Genomic DNA, 18,517 nt, shown 5'->3' with positions numbered 1-18,517 from the left:
TGAATATATCATTGCGTTTTTTGCTCCAAGGAGGATTGCGGGTTTGTATATAAGGTTGAAGCGTAAGTTTCGTCAAATTCACAAGCTGAGTCTCACCACGCTGCTCACAGGTCTGGTGACATTGGTGGTTGTGCTAACCTCGAGCATTCTTCTGCTCGGTTCTTATGAGTCCAAGAAGCGGTCCTTAATGGAGACCACGCTTCATCTGAATTATCTCAATGCTGACCGGATGTCTAAGACGATGGATTCCTTATTTCAGTCTATGCACGGGACTCTGGAATACAACGCCGCCAGGCTGTCTGACATAGACGCTATGCCGCCGCAGGAAGTGAATGATTCCTTGGATCTGATGCGCAGCAGCAGCAATTTCTTCAATTCCATCACCGTGGTTGACGCCAGCGGACTCGTCCGCAATGTCTCACCTGCCAGCATAGGGACCACAGGCAAGCACGTCAGCTCAACGAGTAGCAAGGAAGCCTTAGCGCTCCGCAAGCCGTATATTTCTTCCCCTTATTTGACGGCCAATACCAAGCGGTTAATCGTATTTTTGAGCCAGCCCATTTTCGATGCTGCGGGTACCTATGCCGGAATTCTTAGCGGCACTATTTATCTTCAGGAGAATAACGTGCTGTCTGAGATTTTTGACAATGGGCAGGAGGATGATTCGGGGGCCTATTATTATATTGTGGATTCTGAAGGGCATCTGGTCTATCATCCGGATAAAGCGCGGATCGGCACGGATGTCAGCAGTAATGAGGTGGTGCAGCAGCTGATGAATAAGAAAAGCGGAGAACAGCCTGTTACGAGTACCCGGGGCATCGAGATGCTGGCGGGTTACTCCAGTGTGCCTGCCAATGGCTGGGGCATTGTGGTTGTCTCCCCGATTAGCCAGATTCATCAGGAGCTGATCGGGCATTTTCGTACCCTGATCGGGTATTCCGCCTTGCCATTCATCGTCCTGCTGCTGGGCGTAATTCTGCTGGCTCGCAAGTTTGCGCGTCCCTTCGTCTATCTGGCAGATGTCGTGAGCAGAATGGGCAAGGAACAGATAGAGTTGCAGGAAGCGAAGCGGTATTGGAGCCGGGAGGCGTATTTACTGACAGACGGCGTATCGCTTGCCCTGGCAAATATCCAGCAGCAGACCGAGCAGCTGACCCATGAAGCCGAGACGGATGTGCTGACCGGTCTGATGAACCGCAGGTCCCTGGAGCAGACGATCAGCCAGCGGATGAGTTCTGGTGTTCCCTTTTCACTGGTGCTGCTGGATATAGATAAGTTCAAGCAGGTCAATGACACGTACGGCCATAATCTGGGCGATGAAGTTCTGAAGCATGTCGTCCAGGTCATTGTAACCTCGCTTCGTCCGGATGATGTCTGTTACCGCTACGGCGGTGAGGAATTCGTTATTCTGCTGGCCCGGACTACGCCTGCGGAAGCCTTCAGCGCTGCTGAGCGAATCCGTCTTGCTGTCGAGCGAAGCCAGGCGCCGATTGCGGCGCAGCTTACGATTTCACAGGGAATTGCCCACTATCCATCGCATGCCGGCGACCTTACGGGACTGCTTGTGAAGGCGGATCAGGCCTTGTATCTGGCGAAAAGCAGAGGGCGGAACCAGTCGGTGATTACGGAGTCTTAGCCGAATTACTTTGAATTGTGATTATCGCGCTTTGAGTGCTTTTGCGTTATAATCGAGAAAAATTTCCTGAAGGTGGAGCATTGTGAGAATTGGTACCAAAAGATTACGCCTTCAGACCACCATCACTCTGATGATCTGCCTGATCGTCGTGCTGGTGCTGCTGATTGTGTATATGATGTTCGGCATGAGATTCTCCGAAGAGGCCCGGGCCTCTCTGGAGAACAAGGCCATTACCATTGCCCGTACGGTCTCCCGTACGCCGGGGGTGGTAGACGGGCTGCTTGCCAAGCCCGACTCCGGCAGTATTCAGCGGTATGCTATGGATATCAGCGCCATCAATGACGTGCAATTCGTGGTCGTGATGGATATGGGAGGCATTCGCCGCTCGCACCCAGATCCAGCCCTGATCGGCAAGCACTTCATGGGCGGGGATGAGACAGATGCGCTGCACGGCAAGGAGACCATATCCGTGGCTGAAGGCTCGCTCGGCTATTCTGTGAGAGCGTTCTCACCGGTCTTCGCCGCTGACGGCAAGCAGGTTGGAGCAGTTGCTGTAGGCATATCGCTGGGCAGCGTCCGTTCCGCCGTTCAGCAGAACCGCTGGATTATCTACTCGGGCATCCTGGTCGGCGGGCTGATGGGGATATTCGGTGCCATCCTGCTGGCCCGCAAAATCAAGCGGATGATGTTCGGCATGGAGCCGGGAGAAATCGCCAAATTGCTGGAGGAGCGCAGCGCTATGCTGCAATCGACCAAGGAGGGAATTCTGGCTGTCGATAAGGAATCGCGGATTACCCTGGTGAATGCCGAGGCCCGGAGGCTGATGGGCAGCGTTGGCTTGAACCAGGAACCGGTAGGCAGAGAGGCTGGACAGTTCTGGCCGCTGCTGCGGATGGAGAAGGTGCTGGAGACCGGGGAAGCCCTGCAGGATAAGGAAGTGGAGCAGAGCGGCATCACGCTGCTGGTGAATGTGGTTCCGGTCCGGGTGAACGGAATCATCGAAGGGGCGATTGCCACGTTCCGGGACAAGACCGAGATCAGTATTCTGATGGAGCGGCTCTCCGGTATCTCCTTGTACGCCGAGGCGCTGCGTGCCCAGACCCATGAGTTCATGAACAAGCTCCATGTCATCATGGGGCTGAATACGATGCGCAGATACGACCGGCTGGAGGAATATCTCACGGATATTGTGCAGAATATCCAGACAGAGGCGGACTCGGTGGTCCGGCAGGTCAAAGACCCGGTGATGGTCGGCTTCCTGCTCGGCAAGCTCAGCAGAATCAGGGAGGCCGATGTGCGGCTGGTGATCCGGGATGAGGGTATACTGCCTGAAGCAGCGGATCACCAGGTGGCGCGGGAGCTGGTGACGATTGCGGGCAACCTGCTGGACAATGCGCTGGAGGCGCTCCAAGGCGCGGACACTAAGCAGATCGAGATTGGATTCCGGCATAAGGACAACCAGCTTACCCTCAAGGTTAGCGATAACGGAACAGGCATATCTGCGGAGAATGGAGCCCACCTGTTTGAACAGGGCTATTCGACCAAAGGCGGCGACCGGGGCGTGGGACTGTATCTGGTGCGGCGAAGTGTAGATAAGCTGGGCGGGACGATTACGTATGGCAGCCGGAAAGGGGAAGGTACCGACTTCACGGTGCAGATTCCTTATAGCGCAAAGAATGATACCAACGCATGAAGCATATGAGAATGATGAAGAGTAAAGATATTTAATGAAAAGGGTGGAAAGCCCATGAAAAGTGGTGATAAGCCATTATGATCAAAGTACTAATCGTTGAAGATGATCCCATGGTGTCGGAGATGAACAAGTTCTATGTGCAGCAGGTGGAGGGCTTCCGAGCCGATGGCTGGGCCAGCTCGGCGGAAGAAGTGCTGGGTATGCTGGAGAAGCAGGCCTATGACCTGATCCTGCTGGATATCTACATGAAGGAGAGCAACGGGCTGGAGCTGCTGTCCGAGATCCGGCGCAGAGGTGTGAAGATCGATGTCATCGTCATCTCGGCGGCAAGCGACAAGGAGAGCATCCAGGAAGCGCTGCAGAACGGGGCGGTGGACTACTTAATCAAGCCGTTTGAGTTCTCCAGGCTCCGGGCCGCGCTGAACGGATACCGGGAGCAGAACAAGCTGTTCCGCAGCCAGGAGCGGCTGAACCAGTCGGAGCTAGACAGACTGTCCCGGTTCAAGCAGGAACGGACGACCTCGCAGGAGCTGGCGAAGGGCTTCACCCGTCAGACGCTCCAGACCATCTGGCGTGCCGTGGAGGCCTGCGGCAGCGAGCTGTTCTCCGCTGAGGATATCTCAGCGGTATCCGGCATCTCCCGCGTCTCCGCCGGCAAATACCTGATCGGGCTGACCGAGATGGGCGTGCTGGAGATGGACCTCGTCTACGGCAGCATCGGACGGCCGGTGCAGAAATACCGCATCGCGCCCAGCGGCAGAGGGCTGATTAGTAAGTATATCAACTAAGAAAGAATATTCTCAGCTTCAGAACGGAAATTGATAGCCCTGTGACTCCCACTGAGGAGCCTGAGGGCTATTTCTATATTATGTCCAATTTAATAGGTCTTGTCCATTTTTTGTGATTTTTTTTCACATTAATTCCCAAATATTAGATGTATTATTTGGGTGCAGTAATAATAAAATCCAATATTTAGGAGGGAATTCACGTGGGAAATCCAAGCTTTGAAACGCAAAAAAGTACTTGCCCTGCTTGTAGTGTTTGTGCATTGTGTCTGCTTGACGGTCCGATTCCCGATACTGAGGTCACTGCTGCTGTGAATGTATTTAATATTTGGGGTTAAGTTTTTATGGATGGGACTTAAAGAGCAGCTAATTCTTTAAGTCCTTTTCTTATTTTGTGAACAAATTCCGATGATTGGGGAGAAGTATATGTTATCTAAGTACATTGCACTGACTGAAAAAGCACACTTACATCTAAATCCGGGCAAAAATAATTTGATTTATATCCGAAATGAGACGAATGCTACCTCCTTACAAATGGATGATTCACTTCTCACCTTGAATAAGACAGCGGCGGAAATATTGACTCATTGTCACGGGATATATACAGGAAACGAAATTTTAACACTATTAGGTAATAAATATGATGTATCGGATCCTTTCATCTATAGTTCAGGTGCAGAGCATGTAATTGGTCAATTAGTAGAAGAAGGAGCTGCAGTATTACTTGACAGTCCTGAATACTACAAGATTAACATTACTGGAGATTTTGATTACGCTACACCCATTCATGCTACGGTTGAATTGCTTGCGCAATGCAATTTAAGATGTGCGCACTGTTATCGTGAAGCTAGTCCCGACATTGATGATACGATGTCTCTTGCCCATGTAAAGCATGTTTTCTCTACGTTAAGAGACCATGGAGTGATATCTGTTGAACTTACAGGCGGAGAAATTTCTATTCATCCTAATTTTTATGAGATTGTTGAACTGGCTGCAAAAATGTTTGATATTGTCGGGTTATTGACCAACGGTACCAAGATAACTCAAAAGCTTTTGTCAACGCTTGAACCTTACAAGCACAAAATTGTTTTCAGTGTATCGTTAGATGGACCTACTGCGGAAGTTCATGAAGAGTTAAGAAGAGTAGAGGGTTCCTTTCAGAAAACATGTAATGGAATCCGGATGATCAGTGAAGCAGGTTTTTTTGTCAGGGCAGCAATGTCTGTATATAACAAAAATGTATGGCATATTGAGGATACGCTTCTGCTTGCGAAAGAGCTGGGTGCTTCACTCTTCGGGTACTCCAAAGTGGATCCTTTTGGCAGGGGTGAACGATTAGAAATGGAGGTTGATGTCGGCAAACTTGAACAGATTATCAACTATGAAAAACGCATTATGGATCAATACTCAGATTTTATTGCTGTTTTAAGTGAAGAACAAATCCGGAATAATAATAAAACTCCAAATTGTGGAATGGGTTGGAAATCAGTGATTGTGGATCCATTTGGGAATGTTAGACCCTGTGTAATGTTAACTCCAGGGATGATGGATATGGGCAATTTACATCATCAAAGCTATCGGGAGGTTTTTGATTCACCACTGGCGCACCAGCTTCTTAATATGGTTTCACCTGTTAAAAGTGAGTTGTGCAGTTCTGATTGCAGTCAAAAATCGTATTGCAGAGGCTGTGCTTTACGTGCAATCGAAGCTAACTCCCATTCAGAAGAAGCCTGTCCTTGGGTTAAAGGTAATAATCTCCTGGAATATACACAAAAAAAGAAGGAGCTTCAACTGCAAACACATTAACTGCGGACTTATTCTTCGAGCGGGATTTGAAGAAAGGAATGCTATATGCGTACAAATAATACAGGGAATAAGAAGGTCTTGAAGTCCTTTGTTAAGGACTTGCGGTTTCTATACACATGGTGGGCAATATTAATTGTAATAACGCTATTTTCAAACCTGATAATAGCATTAAACCCGCTTATTGTCAGAGGAATAATAGACGTAGCCATTTCACAAAAAGATGTTGGCTTACTTTTCAAACTCATTATTCTGTTTGTCATCATTTTTCTGGTGCAGGTTGGAACTGACGGCTTTCAATCCTACATGCAAACGGTAATCGGTCAAAAGGCAACAGCCCGGTTTAGATTGAAGCTCATCCGAAAGCTTTTCCGGTTACCGCTGTCTTTTTTTCATAAGAATGATAAGGGTGATTTGTTAAATCGGATGGAGGTTGATATTAATTCAGTAGATTTATTATCGTCAAGGTTATTGCTCGTTATTATTTCACAAATCATATCGATGCTGTATTCGCTTATTATGATGGCATACTTGCATTTACCATTATTTGTTTATACAATAATTATTGTACCTGGGATTTATTTCTTTCAAAAGAGAACAGGTAAAAAATATAAAAGTAAGTCGATGGAGGGGAGAGAGAATATTTCAAAGCTTTTTCATATTGACAATGATATTCTGAATGGCATTGATTTTATTAAAAGTAACGGTAATTATCCCCGTCTTATTCATTGGTATAGTGAGGCTTTAAGAAAATGGTACCGGAATAATATCAGTTTATCGCTTATAAATCTCCAAAACACGTTTTTTTTAGGATCAGGTGCTCTAATCATAATGCTGCTGACATTTGGATTAGGAGGATATTATGTAATTGGTGGTACGATGACTGTCGGGGGGCTTGTAGCATATAAAACTTATATCGAGAGAATGTACAATTCCATGTTTACACTCTCGGCCACCTGGCTCCAATATCAGAAGTCTTTAACGGGAATGGAACGAATATACTGGGTATTGGATCAGCCATCTCCGGTTATTCATAATCCCGGCAGGACTAAACGGGAGATTAGCGGGAATTTTGTGTTTGAAAATGTCTCGTTTCATTACGATAACGGTACGCAGATTCTAAATCAGGCCAATTTCGAAATTATCCCCTATGTCCGAAATGTCATTGTAGGAGCAAACGGTGTTGGGAAAAGCACCCTTTTTCATCTAATCTCCAGACAATATCCTGTAACTGGCGGTCAGATTATAATGGATGAAGAAAGGTTAGAACACTATTCCGATTATCAGTTGCGTCAATACACGGGGGTGATTTTCCAGGAACAATTCTTTTTCTCTAATACATTGTTCGAAAATTTCAAATATGTGAAGGAGAATGTTAGTGAGGAGCAGGTATGGGGTGTTCTGGATAAGGTGGGCATGAAGGCCTGGGCCAGCGGTTTGCCGCAAGGGCTGGATTCCTTATTGGGGACGGGAGGAATTCAATTATCCGGAGGGCAGAAGCAGAAGCTATCATTGGCCCGATTAATTCTAAAAAAACCTAGCGTCTTATTACTTGATGAACCTTCTTCTTCATTCGATACATCTTCAAAAGAGATGTTGTATAAATGCCTGGAGGAAGAGTTTACAGGATGCACCATAATATTAATTTCACACGACTTAGAATCCATTAAGGAAGACGATCATGTTATCTTTGTCTATGATGCCAGTTGTGTTGAGGAGGGGACGCATTCAGAATTAATTCGCAATAGTTTTAATTATCGCAAGCTTTGGAGTATAGAAATTCAAGGTACTGTTTAGGAGGGAATAATGATGAGGAGAGTTATTATCTGTGCTGTAACCGCTTTGGTATTTGTGATAGCCGGAATTCAAAGAATAGATTCCAATAGCTCAACCAGCTCTTTATTTTTTATAGGTGCAGCACTTTGGGCAGTGGCTGCTTTCGCTAGCTACAAAAGGATGAAAAAGAATGGTTAGCTCACAAACAGCTTCACTCCATATACGTGCGCTCTCTAAGAAATATGGGAGTAATTTGGCTCTGTCTGAGCTCAATTTGTCTATCTATCCCCAACAAATTTGCGGCTTATTGGGGGAAAATGGTGCGGGTAAAACTACAACACTGAAGATTATTTCAGGCATTATCGAGAAAACATCGGGCTCAGTAGAAGTAGGCGGTATCTCTTTGGAACAACATCCTATTGAGGCCAAAAAAAATCTGTTTTTTATTCCGGACCATGCCGTCTTGTTTGAAAAAATGCGTGGGGACCGATACTTAAAATGGATGTGTCAACTTTATGATGTTGATTACAGCCTGGCTTGGCTTAAGATTAAAAGCTTTACGGAAGCCTTCGGACTTACTAAACATATAAACAAAGAAATAGGTGAAATGTCCTTAGGCAATAAACAAAAACTGCAATTAACTGCCGGACTAATGATTGATCCTGCCCTGTTAATATTAGATGAACCGATGGTCGGATTAGATCCCGGGTCCATCATTATGATGAAAGAATCTTTGCTTGAATTTACCCGCTCTGGAGGAGCCGTGTTGTTCTCTACGCATTTATTACATATCGCTCAAGAAATATGTTCTCATGTTGTAATCTTAAAGGAAGGCAAGCCTGCTTTAAATACAGCGATTGACACTCTTCCCCGGACCATTGATCTGGAACATCTATTTACGGATGTGGTATCGAAATGAGAATCACTAAACTTTGGCTGATGTTTAAATGGGTGATACAGTATGAACTAATACGTAATCATATTGTACGAAAAGCTGTTTTGGTATCATTCTTGGCGATGATTTGGGTCTATTTAAATGTAGTGTACAGCAGTGAATTAATGAATCTTTCGATTTTTTCTAATCCATTAATTGACTTACTGGTTTCGATTTTGGTAACGCAATTGTTTTTTTTGTATTTTACGATGAACTGGTTCACTGCCATTCTATATGATGGACAGAGTATAAATCAGCTTTTATCTACGCCATTATCTAAACAAGAGATCGCAGGAGCTTATTTTTGCGGATTATTGTTGCGTTTTTTACTATACAAGGCGTTCATCATATTTCCGCTGCTCTACCTGGCTTGGGTCAGCCATTCTCTTCTTTTATGGGACTATGTTGCTATTGGTGTATGCTTCGTTCTATTACCGGTTGTAACTCTTAACTTATCGCTGGCTATTTCTATTATTGGGGCCTATGTGTCACCTGGCGGAAAAAACTATCGTTGGTTGAATCTGAGTATTTTCTCAATTATTATTGTCTCTACCGGTTTTTATGTCAGATATAACATCGCGTTGAGAATGCAGATTGCCTCCTGGTTAAGCAGTCCCTTGTGCTGGTTGGGTATTTTGATTCTCGCATCTACACTTGCACTGGGAAATATGAGGCTTCTTGAACAATATTGGTTGAAGGGGAGAGAATTAAAAAGCCCCCGGAAACCTTCAAGGCATACCTGGCTGCCGGGACAATTCTATATGTTTGAGCGTGAAATAGCAAATTTTTTCAGAGTTCCGTCCTTTGCAGTCAATTACATCGTTATGATCTGTATGGGGGCATTTTTCTCTTTTGCCTTCAATCATAATATTAAGCTCGTTATGGCGAGTATTGTTCCTGAGAACATTTCTGCCATCCTTAGCGTATTTTTTATTACTCAATTGCTGAGTACTGGGATGTCCAGTTCAATAGTTGCATTCTCCCGCGAAGGGCGCGAATGGTTCGGCTTAAAAAGCTTGCCGCTAACCCTGCAATCAATCTTTAATACGAAATTATTGTTTAGCACAATATGTGATGTATTAGGTGTGCTGCCTTCCATTATCATCTTGCTTATATCCAACAAAATACAGGATTGGGTCACATTATGCTGGTTGATTCCATCAGTAGTGCTGGCCATAGGGGTTAATACACTTCTAAAGATCGGTATGGATCTTAAATTTCCTGACTTTACATGGAATAATCCGATTCAGGCGCTTCGTCATCCTAAGCGGTATGCTGCTTATGGCTGTAACCTGGCTTTTTTAGCTCTATTAATATCGAGTCTGATATTATCCGATAAAATTGCTGGTTCTGTTAGTATTTCAGGTGTGTTTGTTGTTGTAGTCTGGATTTCAATATACATCTTCATCATTCGTGAGTTAGCAAAATCTCAGGTCTATACCAGTAAGCTTATTCATTTGTAGTTGAACGAGAACACAAAACTTATTATTCATCTGGCTTCTTATATTGAGGAGCCGGATTTTTTTATATTCAGAGAGTACTTCCTTGTATGAGTACTTCCAGCGCTTTTAATTGATAGCGCTTACTTTAATAATTTACAAAACCCCTTTATTACTTTCATAAAAACAAAAGCGCTTTCAAAGCAGCTATGATGAATTTGTAAAAGAGTTAAGGAGGTAAGGTTAACATGCAAAAAGCAATTCAACCCCCACTTTCGGTACCGGAACAGCAGCCTGTTGTACTGAATCAAGGAGAACAGGGTTTTGTCCAGAAGGTTCTGCATTTAAAGGTAGGCGTTATTCCGCTCCCATTGTATGTGGTATTTGCACTCATTATTTTTGCGGCTTCTGTGCTTGGTGAACTGCCAAACGACATGATCGGCGGCTTTGCAGTAATTATTGTACTGGGGGTGCTGCTCAGTGATCTGGGCTTCAAGCTTCCGATTCTCAAGAATATCGGCGGTCCCGCGATCCTCTCGTTAATGATCCCATCGTTCCTGGTGTTCTGGAATGTGCTTGACCCTTCGGTGCTCGAATCGGTCAACACGCTGATGAAGACATCGAACTTCCTCTACCTGTACATCTCGATTCTGGTAGCCGGAAGTATTACCGGGATGAACCGGACCACGCTGATTAACGGCTTCATCCGTATTTTCATTCCGATGATGGCCGGAACGATCGCCGCAGTCGCTGCGGGGATGGGCGTAGGGATGCTGCTCGGCTATAGCGCACACCGGACGTTGTTCTACATCGTTGTGCCTATTATCGGCGGCGGCGTTGGTGAAGGGATTCTCCCGCTGTCCATCGCGTTCTCGCAGATCCTTGGCGGCGAATCCGGGTCATACGTGGCACAGATGATTCCAGCGGCGGTGATCGGCAACGTGTTTGCGATTATCGGAGCGGGACTGCTCAAGCGGATGGCTGACAAGAATCCGTCCATCACCGGGAACGGTGTACTGGTGAAATCGAAGGACGGCCAGAAGCTGGCGGGCAGCACGTATGACAGCGCGAAGCCGGACTTCCTGCTGATGGGCGCGGGCCTGCTGTTCGCCTGCGGATTGTTCATCACGGGACATCTGCTGTCGCCGTTCGTCGGTATTCCAGGTCCGATCCTGATGATCTTCGCAGCAGCACTACTGAAGATTTCCAAGCTGCTCCCGTCCAAAATCGAGCAGGGCGCTTATCAGCTCTACAAGCTGGTCTCCGGTACTTTAACCTGGCCGCTCATGGTCGGCCTGGGGATGCTGTACATTCCGCTGAAGGATGTTGCAGCCCTGATTTCGCTTCCCTATATTATTGTCTGCGCTACTGTTATCGTGGCGATGACGATCACCGGCTATTTTACCGGCAAATGGGTCAATATGTATCCGGTTGAGGCGGCTATTGTTACCGGCTGCCGCGGCGGCCTTGGCGGAACAGGCGATGTAGCCATTCTGTCTGCCTCAGGACGCATGGAGCTGATGCCGTTCGCACAGATCTCCACCCGTATCGGCGGTGCGATTACAGTAGTTGTAGCCACATTGCTCATCTCTGTGTGGGGCGGCTGATCAAGGCGCTCAATCCGCAGACGGTACGCCTGAATCACATGAGAACGTATCCAAACGTGTCTAAATCATGGACAATTCACAGATGTCAGCTTTTGTATTGCCAATCCATTCATTATCGCGGAGAATGGCTACAGGAGCCTATGAAACGCAGAGTTGACGGGCCTGCATACGGGTCTGGTAAGGTTCCCGGTGCAGGAAGATCCGCTATATATAGAAAGATCTGAGAATAGATGCAAGCAAACGGTTAACCAGTTGAATGGAGGAACTATTATGGAACTATTAGAAGAGATTATGCTGCTGCATAAAGGCGGTAAGCTTGAAACTACCCTGAAGCATCCGATTCTGTGCAAAGACGACCTGTCCAAAGTCTACACGCCGGGTGTAGCGAAGGTCTGTCAGGCGATTGCCGACGATCAGTCCCAGGCTTATGAGCTAACCACGAAGAAGAATACTGTAGCTGTCGTATCCGATGGCACGGCTGTACTGGGGCTTGGCGATATCGGGCCGAAGGCGGCCATGCCGGTTATGGAAGGTAAGGCAGCGCTGTTCAAGCAGTTCGCAGACGTAGACGCCGTGCCGATATGCCTGGACACCAAGAATACCGAAGAGATTATTGCGATTGTAAAAGCGCTTGCCCCGACGTTCGGCGGCATTAACCTGGAGGACATTTCCTCTCCGCGCTGCTTCGAGATTGAAGCCAGACTAAGAGCCGAGCTGGACATTCCGGTCTTCCATGATGATCAGCATGGTACGGCAATTGTCGTTACTGCCGGATTGCTGAATGCGCTCAAGGTATGCGGCAAGGATATTAAGGATGTCAAAATCGTAGTCAACGGAATAGGTGCGGCAGGCATCTCCGTCTCCAAAATGCTGCTGCATGCCGGAGCGGTGAACCTGATCGGCGTGGACCGGGAGGGCGCGATTAATCGGCTGGCGGATTATGAGCGCAGCCATTGGAGCGATTTTGCCCAGATTACGAACCCTTATCTTGAAATCGGCAGTCTGTCCGATGTGATCAAAGGCGCGGATGTCTTCATCGGAGTCTCTGCACCGGACGTGCTGAAGCTGGAAGATGTGCTGAACATGGCCACAGACCCGATTGTGTTCGCTATGGCGAACCCGATGCCGGAGATTGATCCCGCGATAGCTGCGCCGCATGTAAGAGTCATGGCGACCGGCCGTTCCGACTATCCGAACCAGATTAACAATGTACTATGCTTCCCTGGGATTTTCAGAGGGGCGCTTGATTGTGAAGCTACGGATATCAATGAAGACATGAAGCTGGCGGCAGCAGAGGCGATCTCTTCAGTGATTGACCCGTCTGAGCTGCATGAGAAATATATCATCCCAGACGCCTTCGATCCGCGGGTAGTAGAGAGAATCCGCATGGCTGTAGCCGAAGCGGCAGTTAAGAGCGGCGTAGCCCGCAAGAACCTGCTGGTCGGCATTAACTGATACCTATAATAATGAAGATATACCAAACGGCAAGCTCGTCAGATGAGCTTGCTGTTTTTATATGTTTTGGGGTACCTGCAAAGTATCTGAGTCATCATCGAAGCTATAGCCCCACTTGGTGGATTTTTTTGCAAGCTGGAGGTGTTATTCAGGCAGTGTACGGCTATAGGGGGAAAGAGCCGCCTGGCGCTGGTTATGATTGCGGAATTTGGGGTAATGAACGGGAGATTCTGGGCCGGATACGGGAGTTCCGGCTGTACATAAATATGATACCGGAGGGAACGAGATGAGTGAGCACGAAGTGGAAGCCATCGGCTGGGATGCCATAGAGGAACAGATGACAGGGCTATACGGACAACAGGAACCGAAGCATTATGCTGCAATGCTGCCGTATAGCCTGGGGGGCAATGACCCGCTGAACGGAATTAGCGCCTATGCAGCCGAGCAGCCATATCCGCATTGGCATTTCGTAACCTTCGGGTTCTCCGAGCTGTATGAGAAGGAGTCTGAAGACCTTGAATACAGCGGCTACGGCTTCGAGCTGACCTTCCGTCTGGCGCGTAGTAGCGGCGAGCAGGAGCCTCCAGCCTGGGCGATTAATCTGCTGCAGAACATGGCCCGATATGTATTCTCCAGCGGCAATATCTTTGCTTCGGGGCATCATCTGGATGCCAATGGCCCGATATGCCTGGGGGCTGCTACCCGGCTGACGGCGCTGGCGTTCACCGATGACCCGGAGCTTCCGGCTGTGGATACGCCGAACGGCCGTGTGGAATTCCTGCAGATGGTAGGGATCACAGCGGACGAGCTGGAAGCGATGATGTCCTGGAATACCAATGCCTTCCTGGAGGCCAGTCAGGAGGTGCTGCCTCTCTATATCACCGATCTAGCCCGGGATTCGCTGCTCCGGCTTCCGGTCATCCAGGAAGCGGTACGTCAGGGCATTGAACGTGACGGATCACAGACGGGCATTCTGTATGTAGATGAACTGAATTATGAGCCGGGCAAAAGCCGCCTGCTCGGCACTGCACCTGCTGTCCTGACCATAGGAGCAAGGCAGGCACCGACTATAGCCAAGCTGCTGCGCGGCCGTCTGCTGAAGGGGAAGCCGCTGACACTGAACAGTAAGCAGCGGCAGGTGATGCTGGAGTTGAAACCCGTTAACGGGACTGTGGTCAACGAGGATTTTGTCAGCATCGGTTTGACGGAAGAGGTGGTCCTGGAGCTGGAGGAGAAGCTCCAGCCTAAGGAAGGGGAGCTCCGGCTGTCTGCCGCCAAGGAATTGAAGGTGCAGATCCGCAAGACCTACATCAAAGACCAGGAAGGTAATGTGGTCGAAACTATTGGCTAACCGCGCGGACGGCAGCTTTTTTTCGGCAAATAGATACCCGTCTATCCCAGAGCCGTTTCATGAGGAAATTAAACATAGCTGTATTCAGCCTGAAGACCAAATCTTTAGCTTATCTTTAGACTTGGTTTAGTTTGAATTAAGAATACCCGGCTATATTTAAGTGAACAAGAAACGCTGCTCAAAATAACGGAACGGGAGTCCACTATGGCCAAATTGAATTTGTTTATCCGCGTGTGTATTGCCGTGCTGCTGGTGCTGGGAATAATCTACGTCAGCTCATTAGTAGACTTTATTTTTACCCCTATTATCTCGTTGTTCAAGGTTGTGATGGTGCCGTTAATGCTGGCAGTCTTCTTCTATTATCTGCTTCGGCCCTTGATTGACTTCCTGTCCTCCCGCAAAATGAAGCGGACGCTGGCAATCCTGCTGGTCTATCTGGTGATTGCTATTCTGCTGCTGGGCTTCATCGTGGGGGTCTGGCCTTCGCTGCAAAATCAGCTGCTGAACCTGGTCAACAATATGCCGGGTGTGCTGAGAGCCGTGGGAGAGCAGCTTAGCAAGCTGGAGAACACGGAGTTGCTATCGAATCTGATTCCCGAGAATATGAACCTGTCCAGCCAATTGATAGGTTATTTGAATACAGGCTTCTCACTGGCAACGGGCTATGTGACCGGGCTGTTCTCATTTGTCTCTAATTTTGCGATTGTGCTGTTCACCTTTCCGATCCTGCTGTTCTACATGCTGAAGGAGGGCGGGAAGTTCGGCGATAAGGTTGTAAGCTTCTTCCCCAAACGGTATCACGAGGAAGGCGCGGGGGTGGTTGCCGAGATTGATAACGTGATGGGGAGCTTCATCGTCGGCAGAGTGCTGGTCAATCTGGCGCTCGGCGTGCTCATGTACATAGGGTTCCTGATCATCGGGCTGCCGTATGCGCTGCTGCTGACACTGGTGGCGGTGCTGATGAACTTTATCCCGTTTATCGGAGCGATTCTGTCTACTGTGCCGATCTTCATCATCGGTCTGATCGAGTCTCCGTCTACGGCGGTCTGGTCGATTGTGGTCGTGCTCGTTGCGCAGCAGATTCAGGATAACCTGGTTGCCCCTTATATCTTTGGTAAAAGCATGGATATCCACCCGCTGACTACCATCATTCTCGTCCTGGCCGGCGGCGATTTCGGCGGCATCATCGGCATCCTGGTCATTATTCCGGTCTACATGATGCTCAAAATCATCATCGTCAAGCTCTATCAGCTCTTCCTCAGCAAGCGCTGGGATGAGGAGCCGGCAGCGCCAATGGGACCCGTGGAGCCGGTGCCCGGGGGCACGGTGTCTTCTGCGGCTACGGGGGAGTAAGTGGAAAAAGTACATCTAATCTGCCCAATTCTAAGGATTCGCCTAAAGTCGGCCCCAGTAAGTGTTGTTTATCCAACTAATGTGGAGAAGAGTATCTATAGCGCTAAATTAGATGGACTAAATCCATTTGCTTCTGTCAAAAGAAACTGACAATGTTTCTTTGAGCTAACGGGCAGGTTAGTTATAAAAGAACTATACATTGATAATACAATTTGTTCCAGCTACAATCATAGAGAATATAGCTCGCATAATCTCTTGGAGGGCGGCTATACTTTAACCCTCCCAAAAAATGGAGGATTAGTTTACTATGTCATTTAACTGGATAAACGCAGAAGAGTTTTCTTTTAACAGCTTCTTGTTAATGGACAGATGGATGGTTCGCATGATATGTAACAATTATGCCGGATGGGGCGAGTATTGTGATAACTTGAGCATAGCTTTAGCATATAACCCATCAGTAGCATGGTATTTTGCACATAAAAGCCCTGAAAGCAAGCCTTCGATTGAAAAAATGATCGCAGTGGCGCCCCAAAATCTTGCACCTCATGATATTCGAAAAGCAGAGGTATTTGTAATTCATGCAATGGAAACTTCGGTCGTTTATGTTTATCCCGATATTATGAACCAAAACTGTGATTATATTTACGACTGGGATAAACAGTTACTATTTGAACTTGCAGATTTTACGGATAAGGTAGTTCTCGACGTAGGAAGCGGTACAGGAAGGCTTGCATTTACCGCAGCAGAAAAGGCGAAAAGTGTGTATGCAAGCGAACCTACCGATATGCTAAGGGAGTACATGCGCGATAAAATCAAACGTGAGAACATTAATAATGTTGTAGTCGTAGACGGTACGATCGAGAAAATCCCTTATGAGGATAATTCCTTCGATATTGTGATGTCGGGGCATGTAGTCGGCGACAATTATGACGTTGAGATTGCTGAACTGTCTAGGATTGTTAAAAACGGTGGTTACATTATTGATTGCATCGGGGAAGATAATAGGAAAAGGGAACCCGATGAAGAATTAATAAAAAGAGGTTTTGAGTCGTTTTATCATGTTAGTAAATCTGGTGGCGATATATACAGGTATCGTAAGCTAGTTCGTAAATAAATGCGTGTCATTGATAACGTGTTAGCAGGCTCTGTATTTACTGACAGAGCCTTTTTACTTTTCAATCATTCCGAAAATTATAGAGCTTTCCTTGCATGAAAAAAAGGACTCGCGTTAAGCCAAGTCCTTATGACCTTCCAATCTGCTACTCCCGCATCAAAAACGTCCGCGTCCGCTCCAGCTTTGGACTGCCGAAGATCTCCTCCGGGGTGCCGGATTCGGCAATGTCCCCGTTGTCCATGAAGAAGACGCGGTCCGCGACATCGCGGGCGAAGCTCATTTCATGGGTGACGATCATCATCGTCATGTTCTCCTCAGCCAGCTGGCGGATGACGCGCAGCACCTCGCCGGTCAATTCAGGATCGAGCGCCGAGGTAGGCTCATCGAACAGAAGAATATCCGGGCTGAGCATCATCGCTCTGGCGATGGCGACCCGCTGCTTTTGCCCGCCTGACAGCGTGGAGGGGTAGACATCTGCTTTGTCAGCCAGACCTACCTTGGCGAGCAGCTCCCGGCTCTTGGCCGTGATCTGCTGGACACTTTCCCGCTTCAGTGTGCGCGGGGCAAGCTCCAGGTTGTCCCGCACACTGAGATGCGGAAACAGATTGAAATGCTGGAACACCATCCCCATGCTTGAGGTGATGTCTCTAATCGCCGCCGTACTGGCGTAGCGTCCGTCCTCAACCAGCGTTTTGCCGCAGATAGCGATGCTGCCCCCGGTGACCTCCTCCAGATGCACGAGACTGCGCAGCATGGTGCTTTTGCCGGAGCCAGAGGGTCCGATCACCGCAACGACTTCGCCAGGCTTCACGTCAAAGCTTATCTGGTTCAGCACGCTGAGGCTGCCGAAGTCCTTCTTCAATTGCCGTACTTCAATCATGCTACTCATAGCCATACAGCCCTTCTACTCAAATTTGAAACGTTTCTCCAGCAGCTTGAAGAACAAGGTCAGCACCAGGGTCATCAGCAGATAAATGACGCCCGCTACGACAAAAGGAGTGACCGTGAAATCACGGTTCACCGCCGTCTTGGCGAAATTCAGCAGCTCCGGCACGGCCACGGCATACAGCAGAGCGGTATCCTTGACCAGTGTAATAGACTCATTGGCAACCGCAGGCAGCGCCACGCGGAACATCTGAGCGAGAATAACCTTGCGCAGCGTCTGCCACCGGCTTAAGCCCAGAACCTTGGCCGCCTCATGCTGGCCTTTATCGATCGAGAGCAGCCCGCCCCGGAAAATCTCGGCGAAATAAGCGCCGTAATTCAGGATAAAGCCCAGGCTGGCCGCTACAAAACGGTCCATGACCAGATATTGCCCGATCACGGGAATCTGCGGCAGCCCGAAACAGAAGAAGAACAATTGCAGTAAGAGCGGCGTTCCGCGCATGACGTAGATATAAGTGTGTGCGATCCAAGCCAGCGGCTTGAGTGTGCTTTTGGCCATCAGCGTGACCACCATCCCGAGCGGAATGGACAGCACGATCACGATCAGGAACAGCAGCACCGTAGTCCGGGCGCCTTCCAGCATCGGTCCGGAAATTCTAATAATATAATCAATATCCATGGCTTAA

General features: G+C 48.0%; 16 protein-coding genes. 14 read left to right on the top strand and 2 right to left on the bottom strand.

From position 1 onward, the window contains the following. Positions 1-43: 43 nt before the first annotated feature. The 14 genes from NYE24_RS10430 (at position 44) to NYE24_RS10365 (ending at position 16,946) form a co-directional block, all read left to right on the top strand. Positions 44-1,636, top strand: coding sequence for a diguanylate cyclase (locus NYE24_RS10430; protein WP_235218544.1), 1,593 nt, complete (start codon positions 44-46; stop codon positions 1,634-1,636). 82 nt (positions 1,637-1,718) lie between these two features. Beyond that, the gene (dcuS, locus tag NYE24_RS10425) at positions 1,719-3,329 is read left to right on the top strand and encodes a DcuS/MalK family sensor histidine kinase (protein WP_342478615.1); all 1,611 of its coding nucleotides are present in this window, start codon (positions 1,719-1,721) and stop codon (positions 3,327-3,329) included. A gap of 77 nt (positions 3,330-3,406) precedes the next feature. Continuing rightward, entirely contained in the window at positions 3,407-4,117 is a 711-nt protein-coding gene (locus tag NYE24_RS10420) for a response regulator (RefSeq protein WP_342478614.1), read from the top strand. A 200-nt stretch (positions 4,118-4,317) separates the two neighbouring features. Next, the gene (locus NYE24_RS10415) at positions 4,318-4,452 is read left to right on the top strand and encodes a subtilosin A family bacteriocin (protein ID WP_342478613.1); all 135 of its coding nucleotides are present in this window, start codon (positions 4,318-4,320) and stop codon (positions 4,450-4,452) included. A gap of 88 nt (positions 4,453-4,540) precedes the next feature. Next, positions 4,541-5,920 carry a radical SAM protein gene (locus NYE24_RS10410; protein WP_342478612.1) on the top strand — a complete coding sequence of 460 codons (1,380 nt, stop codon included), beginning with the start codon at positions 4,541-4,543 and terminating at the stop codon, positions 5,918-5,920. A gap of 45 nt (positions 5,921-5,965) precedes the next feature. Further along, complete coding sequence (locus tag NYE24_RS10405; protein ID WP_342478611.1) at positions 5,966-7,714, top strand: ABC transporter ATP-binding protein; 1,749 nt, start codon at positions 5,966-5,968, stop codon at positions 7,712-7,714. A gap of 9 nt (positions 7,715-7,723) precedes the next feature. Then, entirely contained in the window at positions 7,724-7,891 is a 168-nt protein-coding gene (locus tag NYE24_RS10400) for a hypothetical protein (protein ID WP_342478610.1), read from the top strand. After that, the gene (locus tag NYE24_RS10395) at positions 7,884-8,612 is read left to right on the top strand and encodes an ABC transporter ATP-binding protein (RefSeq protein WP_342478609.1); all 729 of its coding nucleotides are present in this window, start codon (positions 7,884-7,886) and stop codon (positions 8,610-8,612) included. The genes NYE24_RS10400 and NYE24_RS10395 overlap by 8 nt, the downstream gene beginning before the upstream one ends. Beyond that, positions 8,609-10,090 carry a hypothetical protein gene (locus NYE24_RS10390; RefSeq protein WP_342478608.1) on the top strand — a complete coding sequence of 494 codons (1,482 nt, stop codon included), beginning with the start codon at positions 8,609-8,611 and terminating at the stop codon, positions 10,088-10,090. Before NYE24_RS10395 ends, NYE24_RS10390 begins: the two co-directional genes overlap by 4 nt. Positions 10,091-10,314: 224 nt before the next feature. After that, positions 10,315-11,673, top strand: a complete 1,359-nt coding sequence (locus NYE24_RS10385; RefSeq protein WP_083677710.1) for a 2-hydroxycarboxylate transporter family protein — start codon at positions 10,315-10,317, stop codon at positions 11,671-11,673. Positions 11,674-11,943: 270 nt separating this feature from the next. After that, the gene (locus NYE24_RS10380; RefSeq protein WP_342478607.1) at positions 11,944-13,128 is read left to right on the top strand and encodes a malic enzyme-like NAD(P)-binding protein; all 1,185 of its coding nucleotides are present in this window, start codon (positions 11,944-11,946) and stop codon (positions 13,126-13,128) included. Between the two features lie 286 nt (positions 13,129-13,414). Further along, positions 13,415-14,479 (top strand): suppressor of fused domain protein, encoded by a 1,065-nt coding sequence (locus tag NYE24_RS10375; protein ID WP_342478606.1) that lies wholly within the window; start codon positions 13,415-13,417, stop codon positions 14,477-14,479. 204 nt (positions 14,480-14,683) lie between these two features. Then, positions 14,684-15,832, top strand: a complete 1,149-nt coding sequence (locus NYE24_RS10370) for an AI-2E family transporter (protein ID WP_084649060.1) — start codon at positions 14,684-14,686, stop codon at positions 15,830-15,832. Between the two features lie 307 nt (positions 15,833-16,139). Then, the gene (locus tag NYE24_RS10365) at positions 16,140-16,946 is read left to right on the top strand and encodes a class I SAM-dependent methyltransferase (protein ID WP_076154339.1); all 807 of its coding nucleotides are present in this window, start codon (positions 16,140-16,142) and stop codon (positions 16,944-16,946) included. A gap of 145 nt (positions 16,947-17,091) precedes the next feature. Here the strand turns inward: NYE24_RS10365 and NYE24_RS10360 are convergent, their stop codons facing one another. Beyond that, complete coding sequence (locus NYE24_RS10360) at positions 17,092-17,835, bottom strand: amino acid ABC transporter ATP-binding protein (protein ID WP_076154340.1); 744 nt, start codon at positions 17,833-17,835, stop codon at positions 17,092-17,094. A gap of 15 nt (positions 17,836-17,850) precedes the next feature. Next, positions 17,851-18,510, bottom strand: coding sequence for an amino acid ABC transporter permease (locus NYE24_RS10355; protein ID WP_036699575.1), 660 nt, complete (start codon positions 18,508-18,510; stop codon positions 17,851-17,853). Positions 18,511-18,517 lie beyond the last annotated feature (7 nt).

This window comes from Paenibacillus sp. FSL H7-0350 (assembly GCF_038593195.1).
Lineage (GTDB): Bacteria > Bacillota > Bacilli > Paenibacillales > Paenibacillaceae > Paenibacillus_AQ.
This window is presented reverse-complemented; position numbering and strand designations above follow the sequence as displayed.